Genomic DNA, 15,583 nt, shown 5'->3' with positions numbered 1-15,583 from the left:
ATGAGTAATCCTAAGGCGGATAAACTGATTGAGTATTTAGTGCGGCAAGGAATTGATGATCAAGCGGTATTATCTGCCATCCACGCTTTACCGAGAGAGCGGTTTGTGTCACAAGCGATGATGCATCAAGCTTATGATAACCATGCGTTACCGATTGGTCTTGGACAAACGATCTCACAACCTTACATTGTGGCCAAAATGACTCAAATATTGTCTTTAAAGCCACATAGCCGAGTTTTAGAAGTTGGCACCGGATCGGGGTATCAAACGGCCGTACTTGCTCAATTGGTTGATCACGTTTTTTCGATTGAACGTATTAAATTTTTACAATGGGAAGCGAAACGCCGTTTGAAACAATTGGATATTTATAATGTCTCAACTAAACATGGCGATGGCTGGCAAGGGTGGGCGGCTAAAGCGCCTTTTGATGCGATTATCGTCACTGCGGCTGCTCCGATAGTTCCGCAAGCTTTACTTGAGCAGTTAACCGATGGTGGCCGTTTAGTGATTCCAGTCGGAGAGGAAGAGCAGCAATTGCTGTGCATTATTCGTCAAGGTGATGAGTGGATAACTCAAAGCGTAGAAACGGTACGTTTTGTACCTTTAGTGGCAGGTGAATTAGCTTAATGAAGAAGCGGCAGTGTCGAAATGGATGGCTGATTGGTTTGTGCTGCTTACTGCTTGGCTGTGCGGTTAACACTCCTGCGCCAGTTTCGGGGCTGAACAAAGACTATAACTCAATACCTCGTGGCAGTTATCGAGGCAGTTACTATGAGGTAAAAAAAGGCGATACTTTATATTTTATCTCTTACATCACCGATAAAGATGTTAACGATATTATCCGTTTTAATCGCCTGCAAGCACCTTATGTGATCCATCCTGGGCAAAAGTTGCGTTTATGGGGGCCGGCTTATACGCCTCCTGCTTATGCTGGAACGGGCGCTGGTCCTCGGCCTAAAGCGAATGTCAGTTCGGTTGGTAGCGTTGCTTCAGCATCGACTCCTGTGGTTGTGCCAACGCCTGTTGTTATCGCTCCCTCGGTGTCCGTGAAGAGCAAAGACTCTAATCCTGTATCGATCTCTCAAAACAGTAAGAAACTCCCTACAACGGTCAGCAAATCGCCTACAACGGCTATTGAACAACCGAAAACAAACAGGTATGTTGAATCTACACCTAAAGTGAATGTTACTAATCAGCCTGTCACTAAACCGACACAAAATAACGATAAAATCGCTAAGTGGCTATGGCCAACCAAAGGGAGAGTAATTAAAGGTTTCTCCGCAGGAGATCAAGGAAACAAAGGTATTGATATTGCAGGTCAGCGAGGTCAATCGATTGTTTCTACCGCGGCTGGGACGGTGGTGTATTCAGGTAATGCGCTACGCGGCTACGGCAATTTGATCATTATTAAGCACAATGATGACTATCTAAGTGCCTATGCTCACAATGATCAACTGCTGGTTCAAGAAGGTCAGAATGTAACTGCCGGTCAAAAAATTGCGACCATGGGCAGCTCAGGAACCACCAGTGTTCGCTTACATTTTGAAATTCGTTACCAAGGTAAGCCAGTGAATCCACAACGCTACTTACCATAAACATGCTTGTGATGAGTTATGTAGCCGACATTTGAAGTTGTAATGTCTTGCTAGCTCGCCAGGGGAGGCGTTATGAGTATCAGCAATTCAGTCACTAAAGTCGAAGATTTTGATTTTGATCCTGAAGTTATCAACGCAGCGGAGTCTGACGTTGAGCAACTATCCGCCATTAACCTCAAAGAAGAATACGATGCATCGAGCAAAAGCTTAGATGCAACACAGATGTATTTGAGTGAAATTGGTTTTTCACCCCTTTTAACCGCCGAAGAAGAAGTTCTCTACGCTCGACGTGCATTACGTGGCGATGAGGCCGCGCGCAAGCGAATGATTGAAAGTAACCTACGCTTGGTGGTGAAAATCTCTCGCCGTTACAGTAACCGTGGTCTAGCGTTGCTCGATTTGATTGAAGAAGGCAATCTAGGTTTGATCAGAGCGGTTGAGAAGTTTGACCCAGAACGAGGCTTTCGTTTTTCGACTTATGCCACGTGGTGGATTCGTCAAACCATCGAACGGGCGCTGATGAATCAAACTCGTACCATTCGTCTACCGATTCATGTCGTCAAAGAGCTCAATATCTATTTGCGCACAGCTCGTGAACTTTCACAGCGTTTGGACCATGAACCTACGGCAGAAGAAATTGCCGCTGAGCTGGACAAGCCAGTTGAAGATGTCAATAAAATGCTACGTTTGAATGAGCGAATCAGTTCTGTTGATACTCCGATTGGTGGCGATGGTGATAAAGCATTATTGGATATTCTGCCTGACTCTAATCACTCGGATCCAGAAGTGTCGACTCAAGATGAAGATATTCGCTTATCTTTGCTTAATTGGCTCGATGAGCTCAATCCAAAGCAAAAAGAAGTCTTGGCGCGCCGTTTGGATTACTGGGTTATGAACCTTCAACGCTGGAAGAAGTCGGGCGAGAAATTAATCTTACCCGTGAGCGAGTCAGACAGATCCAAGTAGAAGGCTTACGTCGCCTACGCGAGATCCTCGTTAAACAAGGGCTGAATATGGAAGCGTTGTTTAATGTCGATAACGACAATTAATTGGCTTTAATGATGTAGAAAAGGCACCTCGACGGTGCCTTTTTGCTTTAATACTGCTGCATCTATAAGCATTTTTTTAAGCGATATAGGGCTTCTAATGCTTGACGTGGCGTCAGCTCATCGGGATCAATACCGGCGAGTAGCTGTTCAACTTCACTTGGTTCAGGAATTAAGCTCATTTGATCAGTTATAGCCAGTGATGCTGATGGTTTCTTCGTCGTCTCTCGCTGTTGCTCAAGCTGTGCGAGTTTGTTTTTGGCATTGGTAATCACAGCCTTAGGTACGCCCGCTAAGCTCGCGACGGCTAAACCGTAGGATTTACTGGCCGCCCCTTCTTGTACGGCGTGCATGAAGGCGATGTTTTCACCATGCTCAACCGCATCGAGATGAACATTCGCCAAGTGCGGTAAAGTGCTGGGCAGTTCAGTTAACTCAAAATAGTGAGTAGCAAACAGAGTCATCGCCCCAATTTTAGTGGCTAACCATTCGGCACTGGCCCATGCTAAAGAGAGTCCATCATAAGTACTGGTGCCTCGGCCAATCTCATCCATCAATACCAAACTATGCTGCGTTGCATTATGCAGGATATTCGCGGTTTCGGTCATTTCAACCATAAACGTGGAACGACCTGAAGCCAGATCATCAGAGGCACCAATCCGAGTGAAAATCCGATCTAACAAACCAATTGTCGCCGATTGCGCTGGCACATAACTGCCCATATGTGCCATCAAGGCGATCAAGGCGGTTTGGCGCATATAAGTCGATTTACCCCCCATGTTCGGCCCGGTAATGATCAACATTTTACGTTGCTGGTGGAGCGTGATTGGGTTGGCAATAAAGGGATCTTTCATCACTTGCTCAACCACCGGATGGCGACCAGCTTGAATCTGTAAACCAATATTCTCAGTTAAGGTTGGCCGACAATAATCTAAACTTTCTGCTCTTTCGGCTAAATTTTGTAGTACATCCAACTGTGAAAGGGCTGAAGCTAACGCCTGCAAACGCTCTAAATGAGGCAGTAACAGATCAAATAATTGTTCCCAAAGCTGTTTCTCTAATGCTAAAGCTTTTGATTTGGAATTTAATACTTTGTCTTCATGTGCTTTGAGCTCAGGAATAATATAGCGCTCAGCATTTTTTAAGGTTTGGCGACGAACATAGTGCGGAGGCACCAGTTGGCTTTGTCCGCGGCTGACTTGGATATAAAAGCCGTGCACATTGTTGTAACCGACTTTCAAGCTGTCAATACCGTGACGTTCACGTTCATCGGCTTCTAATTGATCGAGATACTCGGTAGCACCAGCGGCCAATTTACGCCACTCGTCCAGTTCCGCATCATAACCATCAGCAATCACGCCACCATCACGGATCACCACTGGAGGGTTGTCTTTTATCGCTCGCTCCAGCAGTTGAGAGAGTACTTCAATTGGCTGAGCATCTTGACGTAGTTGACATAAATACGGGTGTTTCAGTGATGCCATTTGCTGGTTGAGCTCAGGTAACTGCTGCAGTGCATTTCGCAGGCGAGCTAAATCACGTGGGCGAGCAGAGCGCAGTGCTAAACGAGCCAAAATACGCTCGATATCGCCAATTTGTTTTAATATTGGGGAAAGTTCAGCAAATAGCGCGTCTTGTTTGAGCTCGGTTATCCCATCCCAAACGTTGATTGATGGTGTCGATATGACGCGTAGGTTGGTGAATCCAACGTTTGAGCATACGGCTGCCCATCGCGGTTGCACAGTGATCTAAGACTTCCGCTAAGGTGTGCTCTTGTCCGCCCGCTAAATTTTGGGTTAATTCTAAGTTACGACGAGTGGCAGCATCTAAAATAACCGATTGATCTTGGCGATCAAAAGTCAGAGCACGAATATGGGGTAGGGCAGTGCGCTGAGTATCTTTTACGTATTGAATTAAGCAGCCTGCTGCACATAAACCGAGTTTGGCTTTTTCTACACCAAAACCTACCAAGTCACGAGTGCCAAATTGTTGATTCAACTGTTGTTTTGCGGTGTCGAGTTCGAATTCCCAAATCGGGCGGCGGCGGTTACCTTTGCGGTTGGCTAGAACCTGTACAGGGCTAAAATCTTCAGGAAAGAGCAATTCGCGCGGTGCGGTGCGTTGCAGTTCAGCACACATTGATTCTACCGAATCTGGTTCAGAGAGTTGAAAACGGCCAGAGGTGATATCCAAGGTCGCATAACCAAATTTACCGCCCTGATGATAAATCGCCGCAATCAAGTTATCGCTACGCTCAGACAATAAGGCTTCGTCAGTGATGGTGCCAGGGGTAATAATGCGTACCACTTTGCGTTCAACCGGCCCTTTACTGGTTGCCGGATCGCCTATTTGCTCGCAAATAGCGATGGATTCTCCCAGCTGCACTAGTTTGGCTAAGTAGCCTTCCACAGCATGGTAAGGTACGCCGGCCATGGGGATAGGTTCACCGGCAGAAGCGCCGCGTTTGGTGAGAGAGATATCTAATAATTGCGAGGCACGTTTTGCATCATCATAAAACAGTTCATAAAAATCACCCATGCGATAAAACAGCAAAATATCGGGGTTTTCTGCTTTGAGTTTAAGATACTGTCTCATCATCGGGGTATGAGATGAGGAAGACTCGATGCAAGAAGCGTTGGATGTACTCATGGTATTAGTTACTCGGTTAGCCAGTTGTTTGTTCTGAGCGTCAATAACTCAGCCGCAGAGGATAACAAACTTCACTATTAATGAGCAATCAACCGATGGGGCAGGTAGTGAATGACATGATGAACAGGCTCATCATGTCATTTAAAAATACTCTTTTGGTTTCAAGAAAATAGACCAGAAGAGAGATAACGATCGCCGCGATCACACACGATAGCGACAACCACCGAACCAGGGTTCTGTTTAGCGATTTGTAACGCGGCAAATACGGAGCCACCAGAGCTTACACCAGCGCAGATCCCTTCTTGAGTTGCTAATGCTCGCGCCGTTTGAACAGCATCCTGTTCACTGATGTCCATCACCACATCGACCCGAGACTGTTCAAAAATCCCCGGTAGATACTCCTTTGGCCAGCGGCGAATTCCAGGAATCGAGCTGCCTTCAGACGGTTGCAGGCCGATGATTTGGATTTGTGAGTTTTGCTGTTTAAGATAACGTGACGTACCCATGATGGTGCCGGTTGTCCCCATGCTAGAGACAAAATGAGTAATCAGTCCTTGGCTTTGCTGCCAAATTTCAGGTCCGGTTGACTGAAAGTGCGCCAAAGGATTATCTGGATTATTAAATTGATCCAGCACTTTGCCTTGACCTTGGGCTTGCATTTGCAGAGCTAAATCACGAGCGCCTTCCATGCCTTGTTCTTTACTGACCAGAATTAATTCACAGCCATAGGCACGCATGGAGTCTTTACGCTCTTGGGTTGCGTTATCAGGCATGATTAGGGTCATTTTGTAGCCTTTGATGGCTGCAGCCATGGCTAACGCGATACCTGTATTACCACTGGTGGCTTCGATGATCCTATCTCCAGGATGAATATCACCGCGCTTCTCAGCCTGAACAATCATATTCAACGCCGGACGGTCTTTGACTGAACCTGCCGGATTGTTGCCTTCCAGTTTGACTAAAACGGTGCTCGAGCTATCTTGAGCTAATCTTTGTAAACGAACTAATGGCGTTTGTCCGACATACGCTTCAATGGTTGGAAAATCAGTCACATGTTTATCCTTAGTCATTTATCTTTTGATTAAGCAGTACACCGCAGGTTGTCTGGTTGTCTGAGTGATGGAGGTATCGTTCAGACTAAGCTGTTTTATCATACTTCGGTCATCTGTCTATTATAAAACTCACGGTTTAATCGACATACAATTTATTGCTAGATTTTATTCCAAAAAGTTCTATTAATAAGCTTTGTTATAATTCATTTACCTAATACTCTAAGCAATAGGAAGCCATGCTGGCAACGGGAATTGTGGAGTATCAAATATGAAGTTTATTAAGTCGGCGTTAGCCACATTACTCATGGTTGGATCATTGAATGTTTCAGCCGCCGATCAAACCATTCTTAACTCATCGTATGATATCGCTCGTGAGCTTTTCAATGCTTATAACCCGCTATTTGTTAAGCATTGGCAAGAAAAAACTGGGCAAACGGTAGAAATACGCCAATCTCATGGCGGTTCTTCCGCTCAAGCTCGTTCTATTTTACAAGGGCTTGCAGCGGATGTGGTGACTTTCAACCAAGTTACCGACGTCCAAGTTCTGCATGATCGGGGAAAATTAATCGACGCTAATTGGCAAGATAAATTTCCTAATGCGAGCTCACCTTATTATTCAACAACCGCATTTTTAGTTCGCAAAGGTAACCCGAAAAATATTCAGAACTGGGATGATTTGGCTCGCGACGATGTGTCATCCGTATTCCCGAATCCGAAAACTTCCGGTAATGCGCGTTACACCTATTTGGCCGCGTTAGGTTTTGCCCAGCAAGAATTTGGTATTGATAATCAAGCGGAACAAGACCGATTTTTAAGACAGTTTCTTGCTAATGTCGCGGTATTTGATACCGGAGGTCGAGGGGCAACCACTTCTTTTGTTGAGCGTGGTCTTGGGGACGTATTGATTACCTTTGAATCTGAAGTTAATAATATTCGTCAGCAGTACGGTATGGATGATTATCAAGTCGTGGTGCCTAAAACTTCTATTTTGGCTGAATTTCCGGTAGCGGTTGTCGAGCGTACCGCTAAACGTAAAGGTACTTATGAGGTTGCTCACGAATACCTTTCTCATTTGTACAGTGAAGAGGCACAGCGTTTATTAGCTGGTTTCAGCTATCGAATTCATGATGAAAAAGTGAAAGCCGAGTTTGCCGATCGTTTTCCTGATGTCGAACTATTAACGGTAGAGACTATCGCGGGTGGTTGGGAAAAAGCCATGCAAGATCATTTTGCCAATGGCGCTAAAATGGATCAGTTACAACGTCGTTAACCGATTATTCGCCACTTAGTTTCACTAATCTAACTCAGTGGCTATTTTACTTACGCTTAAGTTTTTGCAGAGGGTTTATGAGCCGTTCTCTCACGCGACCACGTCATAAACGAGTATTGCCCGGTTTTGGGGTCAGTCTCGGGACCTCGCTATTTTTTATCAGTTTAATTTTATTACTGCCGGCGAGTGGCTTAATTATCCAAACCAGCAATATGTCTTGGGCAGAATATTGGCAGGTGATCGCCGACCCAAGAGTGGTGGCCAGTTATAAAGTTACCATTGGAGCCGCGTTGATTGCCTCGTTATTTAATGGCTTGCTAGGACTATTGCTGGCGTGGGTTTTGGTTCGTTATGACTTTTATGGCAAACGGATCCTGGATGCGTTAGTCGACTTACCCTTTGCGCTCCCCACGGCAGTGGCAGGAATAACCTTAGCGACGCTGTACTCAACCAATGGATGGGTAGGAAGTGTGCTTAGTGAACTCGGGATCAAGGTCGCTTACACCCCTTTAGGGATTGTATTAGCAATGGTGTTTACCAGTTTGCCTTTTGTGGTTCGTACGGTTCAGCCTGTGTTAGAAGAGATTTCTAAAGAGGAGGAAGAAGCTGGTATGACCCTTGGTGCGACGGATCGAGCGGTATTTTGGCGAGTGATCATGCCGTCGTTAAAGCCCGCTCTGCTGGTTGGCGTTGCGCTTTCATTTACGCGCAGTTTAGGAGAGTTTGGCGCGGTGATCTTCATTGCTGGCAACATGCCTTATGTGAGTGAAATTACGTCATTAATGATTTTTGTGCGTTTGCAAGAATTTGATTTTCCTGCGGCGAGCGCGATTGCTTCTGTAGTGCTACTTGCTTCTTTGTTATTACTGTTGACGATCAATGTATGGCAAGGTGCTTATTTACGTCGTATTCATGGGCGTTAAGGAAAAGGCGATGAAAGGATTACAGCCGAAACGAGTCGGTGAAACGCCTTGGGTGAAATGGAGCCTGATTGGATTGGCGCTATTTTGGGTCACTTTACTTTTAGTGATCCCATTAGTCAGTATTTTTCAGCAAGCGTTCGCAAGTGGGTTATCGGCTTATATTGGTCATTTACTCGAACCCGATACGCGCCATGCGATCAGTTTGACGTTATTGGTTGCCCTGTTGACGGTGCCGATTAATTTAGTGTTTGGGGTGTTGCTCGCTTGGGCGGTCACGCGTTTTGAATTTCCAGGACGTAAAGTACTGACCACGATCATTGATATTCCCTTTGCCGTTTCTCCCGTCGTTGCCGGTTTGTTGTATTTACTGCTCTATGGCAGCAACGGCTGGTTAGGTGAATGGCTGTTTGAACGTGATTTACAAGTGATGTTTGCCTGGCCGGGTATCGTATTGGTCACGGTGTTTGTTACCTGCCCATTTGTTGCCCGAGAGCTGATTCCTCTGATGCAACAGCAAGGCCGTTCGGATGAAGAAGCGGCGGTGATTTTGGGCGCATCGTGGTGGCAACTGTTTCGTCGAGTGACGTTGCCGAACATAAAATGGGCCCTTATTTACGGGGTGATATTAACCAACGCCAGAGCGATTGGCGAATTTGGTGCAGTGGCGGTGGTGTCTGGCAATATCCGTGGTGAGACCAATACGCTTCCTTTACATGTCCAAGTCTTGTATGAAGATTACCAATCACAAGCGGCGTTCGCGAGTGCGTCATTATTGGCATTTATCGCCTTGTTAACATTAGTATTAAAAGCGATTGTTGAGTGGCGACAAGAACATAATCAAAGCAAAACCAAGAGTGAGCAAGAGACGGTATGAGTATTCGTTTAGATAATATTTCCAAAAACTTTGGAGCCTTTCAGGCTTTATCACCGCTCTCTTTACACATCGATGATGGCGAAATGATAGGCTTATTAGGCCCATCTGGCTCAGGAAAAACCACCTTATTGCGTATTATCGCTGGCTTGGAAGGGGCGGACACTGGACACATTCATTTTCGTGATCGTGACGTGACCCATGTTCATGTTCGTGAACGCCGAGTTGGGTTTGTGTTTCAAAATTACGCCCTGTTTCGGCATATGACGGTTGCGGATAATGTGGCCTTTGGTTTACAAGTGATGGATCGTCGTCAACGTCCAACGTCGACTGAAATCGCTCGACGAGTCAAACAACTGCTTGAGATTGTTCAACTTGGTCATTTGGCCGATCGCTATCCAGAGCAGTTGTCAGGTGGACAAAAACAGCGTATCGCATTAGCTCGAGCATTGGCCACTCAACCAGAAGTGTTGTTATTGGATGAGCCGTTTGGTGCGCTCGATGCCAAAGTTCGTAAAGAGCTGCGTCGCTGGCTACGTAGTTTGCATGATGAGCTCGGCTTTACCAGCGTTTTCGTCACCCACGATCAAGATGAAGCCTTGGAGCTTTCGGATCGTGTGGTGGTGATGAGTAATGGTCGAATTGAGCAAGTCGATACCCCTGTTCAGTTATACGCTGAGCCAAACAGTCGTTTTGTGTTCGACTTTTTTGGTAATGTAAATGTTTTTCCTGCTCAGTGGCAGGATCCCCATTGGCAAAATGAGCAGGCTTTTATTTTGCCGCCTCAGCAGAGAGCGATTCAACAAGCTGGGACGCTTTACGTCCGTAGTCATGAGTTGAGTGTTTCTCTCAAAGAAAACAGTCAAGCGTGTTTACCTTGTGAAGTCTTGTCGATTAATCCTGTTGGTGCGGAGGTACGAGTCGAGCTTGCACCTATCGGTTGGCAAAGCCCTGAACCATGGGAAGCGAAACTGACTCATCGTGCTTTAAATGAGCAGCCTATTGCTCGCGGTGACAAAGTGTTTGCTACGCCACAGGTGGGGTATTTTTTTGACGAACAGAGCCAGTCTCCTCATGTGATTCGCTGGCCGTTCCTCGATGCAGACAGTTTGATGTTTGAGATTTAACGATCATTAGGGTGTGTGGTGTGAATCAATGGGTACCGAATGGTGCCCATTATGTTTTATGATGTTGGATGATTGGATTGAAAATAAGTAGGGGGTAGCATGAACCACATCGTCGCACTAAGCCAACAAGTCGGACAGCAGTTATTGGCTGCTCAGCAAATGATGACTAGCGCAGAATCATGTACGGGAGGTGGGGTAGCCTATGCTATCACTGAGACAGCAGGCAGCTCGGCTTGGTTTGATCGCGCTTTTGTCACTTACAGTAATCAAGCTAAGCAAGAGATGCTCGGTGTACGTTCACAAACGTTGCTTGAATATGGCGCGGTTTCTGAACCGGTAGTGGTGGAAATGGTCCACGGAGCACTGTTGCATTCACAAGCGACCATCGGAGTAGCGATCAGTGGTATCGCTGGGCCATCAGGGGCGACGGAGGACAAGCCCGTCGGCACCGTGTGTTTTGCTTGGGCGAGCAATCAAGGTTGGCAGAGAGTGGAAACATTTTATTTTCAAGGAGATAGGGCGAGTGTTCGCGAGCAAGCGATCATCCATGCATTGCAAATCATCAGTGACCATTTATCTTCAATGATTTGAGCTGAGGCGCAAAAATCTTCATACAGCTCTGGACACTGTATGAATCAACAGTATAATAAGTGGCAAGTTGACGATAACGTCGCACTCAATCGCGAAACCTTTCACCGTAAGGTGACAGTCTGGAGAAAGTAATGGACGAGAATAAACAAAAAGCCTTAGCCGCAGCGCTTGGTCAAATTGAAAAGCAATTCGGTAAAGGCTCTATCATGCTGCTGGGTGATAACCGCACGATGGACGTCGAGACGATTTCAACCGGTTCTCTTTCTCTCGATATCGCCTTGGGTGCTGGCGGTCTACCGATGGGGCGGATTGTTGAAGTTTACGGTCCTGAATCTTCGGGTAAAACAACCTTAACTCTTGAGTTAATTGCTTCTGCGCAACGCGAAGGTAAAACTTGTGCGTTTATTGATGCTGAACACGCTCTTGATCCTATTTATGCTCAGAAGCTGGGTGTGAAGATTAACGATCTACTCGTCTCTCAGCCAGATACTGGTGAACAAGCACTAGAAATTTGTGATGCACTGGCGCGTTCTGGTGCGGTCGACGTTATCGTTGTTGACTCTGTGGCTGCGCTAACACCGAAAGCCGAAATTGAAGGTGAAATGGGTGATAGCCACATGGGCCTCCAAGCTCGTATGCTTTCTCAAGCGATGCGTAAGCTGACGGGTAACTTGAAGCAGTCGAACTGTATGTGTATTTTCATCAACCAAATTCGGATGAAAATTGGTGTGATGTTTGGCAACCCAGAAACCACAACGGGTGGTAACGCGCTGAAGTTCTACGCTTCGGTTCGCTTAGATATTCGTCGTACAGGCGCGATTAAAGAAGGCGATGAAGTGGTCGGTAATGAAACTCGCATTAAAGTCGTTAAAAATAAAATCGCCGCCCCGTTTAAAGAAGCCAATACTCAAATCATGTACGGACAAGGGTTTAACCGTGAGGGTGAGTTGGTCGATTTAGGGGTTAAACATAAGCTGATTGAAAAATCCGGTGCTTGGTACAGCTACAATGGCGATAAAATTGGCCAAGGTAAAGCCAATGCTTGTAAGTTCTTGCGTGAGCATCCTGAAGCCAGCAAGGCGATTGATAGCAAATTGCGTGAGATGCTGCTCAGCCCTGAACAAGTTCCGCTCGATGAGCCTGAATTTGGTGTCATACCTGAGCAGGAAGAAGAGCTGTAACCTAATCCCTGACCTATCTTTAAGCCCTGCTTTGCAGGGCTTTCTTATTGGAGCTAAATCGATGCATTGCCCTTCATCCTCGCGCTACCCCAATCGAAATAAACGTGCCTCATCACCGAGTCATCTTAAAGAAACCGCTCTTCGGATATTGTCGCGTCGAGATCACAGCGAATACGAGCTTATTCAAAAATTACTCCTTAAAGGTTTTAGCCGTGAAGAGATACAACCGGTGATGATGTATTGCCAAGATTATGGTTATCTTGATGATTTACGTTATGCCTTGAGTGCTATTCGCCAAGGCATGAACAAAGGCCATGGTGAGCGGAGAATTCGTCAGTTATTGCAGCAAAATCGAGTTGCCGATGACGTGGTCAATATCGCGTTAGAGCAGCTTGTCCCCGATTGGTTTGAGCTAGCCAAACAGCTAGCAGAGAAGAAGTTTAAAGCTCAACCTGCGATTGAAGCCAAAGAACAGGCAAAGCGGGTGCGATTTTTACAGTCTCGAGGATTCAGTTTTGAACAGATTCACTACGCTTTGAGTGATCAAGAAGAGACAAACTAAACGTTAATTAATCGTCTATCACGCCTCTTTTTTATTGTCATCAGCGGCTTTTATTTAAGAAAACTAGGCGAAGCCTTATCCATGCTTTACAATACGCAAAATTCTAACTTGAGTCATTCAGGAAGAGCTGCATGTTTATGAGCACCGATGAGGTTCGCCGCGCGTTCCTCTCATTCTTTGAAAGTAAAGGACACCAAATCGTTGACAGTTCGTCATTGGTGCCTGCAAACGATCCGACCCTGCTATTCACTAATGCTGGGATGAACCAATTTAAAGACTGCTTTTTAGGCCTAGAAAAACGCGCCTATACTCGCGCAACGACAGCTCAGCGCTGCGTTCGTGCTGGTGGTAAACACAACGATCTAGAAAACGTTGGCTTTACTGCTCGTCACCACACTTTTTTTGAAATGCTAGGCAACTTCAGTTTTGGCGATTATTTCAAAGAAGATGCCATTCAGTATGCGTGGGAGTTTTTAACCGAAGTGGTTAAGCTTCCTAAAGAGCGTCTATTGGTCACCGTTTATCAAACCGACGATGAAGCGTTTAATATTTGGCATCAGCAAATTGGCATTCCACAAGATCGTATTATTCGTATTGGCGACAAGCCAGGTGGTAAAGCTTACGAGTCGGATAACTTCTGGCAAATGGGTGACACCGGACCTTGTGGTCCTTGTACGGAAATTTTCTACGATCATGGTGAGCATATTTGGGGTGGTCCTCCAGGTTCAGCTGAAGAAGACGGCGATCGTTTTATTGAAATCTGGAACGTAGTCTTTATGCAGTTTAATCGCCACGCTGACGGAAAAATGGAACCGCTGCCTAAGCCTTCGGTTGACACTGGAATGGGTATTGAGCGTATTTCGGCGATTACTCAGGGGGTTCATTCCAACTATGAGATTGACGTCTTCCAAACGTTAATCAAAGCCGCGGCAGAAGTGATTGGTTACCAAGATCTCGCTAATCAATCATTACGCGTTGTCGCTGACCATATTCGCTCTTGTGCCTTTTTGATTGTTGATGGTGTGATGCCGTCGAATGAAGGTCGTGGTTATGTGCTGCGCCGCATCATTCGCCGTGCAGTTCGTCATGGTAACAAATTAGGAGCACAAGGGGCTTTCTTCCATAAGCTTGTGGCACCGTTAGCCGAGGTGATGGGCAGTGCTGGCGAAGAGTTGAAAAGACAGCACGCTTTAGTGGAAAAAGTACTGCGTATCGAAGAAGAAAACTTTGGTCGTACACTAGAGCGCGGTATGGCGATTCTCAACGATGCATTGGATGCGGTTGAAGGTTCGGTTTTAGACGGTGATACCGTATTCAAACTCTATGATACTTACGGCTTTCCGGCGGATTTAACCAATGATGTCGCGCGTGAGCGTGGTTTCACCATTGATGAAGAAGGCTTTGAAGCTGCGATGGAAGAGCAGCGTCAGCGTGCGCGCGATGCAGGCAATTTTGGCACCGATTACAACAGCCTGATTAAGGTTGATGGAGAAACGGAATTTTGTGGTTATAGCGCGACCCAGAAAATGAGTCCGGTATCTGCCTTGTTTGTCGATGGACAAGAAGTTTCGGCGCTATCAGCGGGTGATAAAGCGATTGTGGTTTTGGAAACGACGCCGTTTTATGCTGAATCCGGTGGTCAATGCGGTGATGCTGGCTTACTGAGAACCGCTTCGGGTGTGTTTAAAGTAGAAGATACCCAGAAATTGGGTAATGCCATTGCCCATTATGGTGTGATGCAAGAAGGCGTATTAGCGAGTAGCGATCATGTTGAAGCTCTGGTGGATGAAAAACGTCGCAATGCGATTTCACTCAATCACTCAGCGACACACTTATTGCATGCTGCGTTACGTCAAGTACTCGGTGAGCATGTGACCCAAAAAGGTTCACTGGTTAGAGCCGAAAATTTGCGCTTCGATTTCTCTCATTTAGAAGCCATGACCGCAGCAGAAATTAAGCAAGTTGAACGTTTAGTCAACGCGCAAATTCGCTTGAATCATGTAATTGAAACTCATGTGATGGACATCGAGTCCGCTAAGCAAAAAGGCGCGATGGCGCTGTTTGGCGAGAAATACGATGAACAAGTTCGTGTCTTGTCGATGGGTGATTTTTCGACCGAATTATGTGGTGGTATTCATGCGTCACATACCGGTGATATTGGCCTATTTAAGATTCTCTCTGAAGGGGGGGTTGCTGCAGGGATTCGTCGCATTGAAGCTGTAACGGGTGAAGCCGCACTGGATGCATTGGAAACTCAGCAGCACAAGTACGAAGAGAAATTATCGGAAGCGATGCAAAAAACTAAGCAGCTGGAAAAAGAAATCCAGCAACTGAAAGATAAGTTAGCTTCACAAGCCAGTGCCAACTTGATCGATCAAGTTAAATTAATCGCCGGTGTCAAAGTCCTCGTGGCGCAATTGAATGGCGCGGATAATAAAGCCTTACGTGGTATGGTGGATGAGCTTAAAAACCAATTAGGTAGCGGGATTATTTTGCTTGGTAATGTTGCTGACGACAAAGTTGGTTTAATTGCTGGCGTGACTAACGATCTGACCGCCAAAGTCAAAGCGGGGGAGCTGGTTAATCTCGTTGCCCAGCAAGTCGGTGGTAAAGGTGGTGGTCGTCCCGACATGGCACAAGCTGGAGGGAGCGATGCACAGGCATTGCCATTGGCTTTAGAGTCGGTAGACGCTTGGATTGCTGAGCGTTTATAAAG

General features: G+C 46.1%; 11 protein-coding genes and 2 pseudogenes. 11 read left to right on the top strand and 2 right to left on the bottom strand.

Going from position 1 to position 15,583, the window contains the following annotated elements; translation table 11 throughout:
• From VIB_RS10995 to rpoS, 3 genes and pseudogenes are all read left to right on the top strand, one after another.
• Positions 1-627 carry a protein-L-isoaspartate(D-aspartate) O-methyltransferase gene (locus VIB_RS10995; RefSeq protein ID WP_004395999.1) on the top strand — a complete coding sequence of 209 codons (627 nt, stop codon included), beginning with the start codon at positions 1-3 and terminating at the stop codon, positions 625-627.
• Positions 627-1,595 (top strand): murein hydrolase activator NlpD, encoded by a 969-nt coding sequence (nlpD, locus tag VIB_RS10990; RefSeq protein WP_004395998.1) that lies wholly within the window; start codon positions 627-629, stop codon positions 1,593-1,595. The genes VIB_RS10995 and nlpD overlap by 1 nt, the downstream gene beginning before the upstream one ends.
• A gap of 72 nt (positions 1,596-1,667) precedes the next feature.
• Positions 1,668-2,644: pseudogene (gene rpoS, locus VIB_RS10985) on the top strand (RNA polymerase sigma factor RpoS).
• Between the two features lie 62 nt (positions 2,645-2,706).
• On the opposite strand, the pseudogene mutS reads toward rpoS, so the two are convergent.
• Together mutS and cysM are read right to left on the bottom strand one after the other, a co-directional pair.
• Positions 2,707-5,290: pseudogene (gene mutS, locus VIB_RS10980) on the bottom strand (DNA mismatch repair protein MutS).
• A 161-nt stretch (positions 5,291-5,451) separates the two neighbouring features.
• The gene (cysM, locus tag VIB_RS10975; protein WP_004395996.1) at positions 5,452-6,342 is read right to left on the bottom strand and encodes a cysteine synthase CysM; all 891 of its coding nucleotides are present in this window, start codon (positions 6,340-6,342) and stop codon (positions 5,452-5,454) included.
• 268 nt (positions 6,343-6,610) lie between these two features.
• Here cysM and cysP point away from each other — a divergent pair, with 268 nt between their 5' ends.
• The 8 genes from cysP (at position 6,611) to alaS (ending at position 15,581) form a co-directional block, all read left to right on the top strand.
• Positions 6,611-7,612, top strand: coding sequence for a thiosulfate ABC transporter substrate-binding protein CysP (gene cysP, locus VIB_RS10970; RefSeq protein ID WP_004395995.1), 1,002 nt, complete (start codon positions 6,611-6,613; stop codon positions 7,610-7,612).
• Positions 7,613-7,689: 77 nt separating this feature from the next.
• A complete protein-coding gene (gene cysT / locus VIB_RS10965) occupies positions 7,690-8,535 on the top strand; it encodes a sulfate/thiosulfate ABC transporter permease CysT (protein ID WP_004395994.1) in 846 nt (281 codons plus the stop codon).
• Positions 8,536-8,545: 10 nt separating this feature from the next.
• A complete protein-coding gene (gene cysW, locus VIB_RS10960; protein WP_004395993.1) occupies positions 8,546-9,409 on the top strand; it encodes a sulfate ABC transporter permease subunit CysW in 864 nt (287 codons plus the stop codon).
• A complete protein-coding gene (locus VIB_RS10955) occupies positions 9,406-10,533 on the top strand; it encodes a sulfate/molybdate ABC transporter ATP-binding protein (protein ID WP_004395992.1) in 1,128 nt (375 codons plus the stop codon). The genes cysW and VIB_RS10955 overlap by 4 nt, the downstream gene beginning before the upstream one ends.
• A gap of 99 nt (positions 10,534-10,632) precedes the next feature.
• Positions 10,633-11,124: a CinA family protein gene (locus tag VIB_RS10950; RefSeq protein ID WP_004395991.1), complete on the top strand. Its 492-nt coding sequence runs from the start codon at positions 10,633-10,635 to the stop codon at positions 11,122-11,124.
• A 131-nt stretch (positions 11,125-11,255) separates the two neighbouring features.
• The gene (gene recA / locus VIB_RS10945; protein ID WP_004395990.1) at positions 11,256-12,305 is read left to right on the top strand and encodes a recombinase RecA; all 1,050 of its coding nucleotides are present in this window, start codon (positions 11,256-11,258) and stop codon (positions 12,303-12,305) included.
• A gap of 61 nt (positions 12,306-12,366) precedes the next feature.
• Complete coding sequence (gene recX / locus VIB_RS10940; protein ID WP_004395989.1) at positions 12,367-12,867, top strand: recombination regulator RecX; 501 nt, start codon at positions 12,367-12,369, stop codon at positions 12,865-12,867.
• Between the two features lie 131 nt (positions 12,868-12,998).
• Complete coding sequence (alaS, locus tag VIB_RS10935) at positions 12,999-15,581, top strand: alanine--tRNA ligase (protein ID WP_004395988.1); 2,583 nt, start codon at positions 12,999-13,001, stop codon at positions 15,579-15,581.
• Positions 15,582-15,583 lie beyond the last annotated feature (2 nt).

It is taken from the genome of Vibrio metschnikovii CIP 69.14, from assembly GCF_000176155.1.
Taxonomy (GTDB): Bacteria; Pseudomonadota; Gammaproteobacteria; order Enterobacterales; family Vibrionaceae; genus Vibrio; species Vibrio metschnikovii.
The sequence above is the reverse complement of the archived record's forward strand: the minus strand, read 5'-3'. Positions and strand labels throughout refer to the sequence as shown.

Bases quoted from the DNA above. Each gene is read 5' to 3' on its own strand.
- VIB_RS10995 (WP_004395999.1), top strand. From the start codon at position 1: ATGAGTAATCCTAAGGCGGATAAACTGATTGAGTATTTAGTGCGGCAA.
- nlpD (WP_004395998.1), top strand. From the start codon at position 627: ATGAAGAAGCGGCAGTGTCGAAATGGATGGCTGATTGGTTTGTGCTGC.
- cysP (WP_004395995.1), top strand. From the start codon at position 6,611: ATGAAGTTTATTAAGTCGGCGTTAGCCACATTACTCATGGTTGGATCA.
- cysT (WP_004395994.1), top strand. From the start codon at position 7,690: ATGAGCCGTTCTCTCACGCGACCACGTCATAAACGAGTATTGCCCGGT.
- cysW (WP_004395993.1), top strand. From the start codon at position 8,546: ATGAAAGGATTACAGCCGAAACGAGTCGGTGAAACGCCTTGGGTGAAA.
- VIB_RS10955 (WP_004395992.1), top strand. From the start codon at position 9,406: ATGAGTATTCGTTTAGATAATATTTCCAAAAACTTTGGAGCCTTTCAG.
- VIB_RS10950 (WP_004395991.1), top strand. From the start codon at position 10,633: ATGAACCACATCGTCGCACTAAGCCAACAAGTCGGACAGCAGTTATTG.
- recA (WP_004395990.1), top strand. From the start codon at position 11,256: ATGGACGAGAATAAACAAAAAGCCTTAGCCGCAGCGCTTGGTCAAATT.
- recX (WP_004395989.1), top strand. From the start codon at position 12,367: ATGCATTGCCCTTCATCCTCGCGCTACCCCAATCGAAATAAACGTGCC.
- alaS (WP_004395988.1), top strand. From the start codon at position 12,999: ATGTTTATGAGCACCGATGAGGTTCGCCGCGCGTTCCTCTCATTCTTT.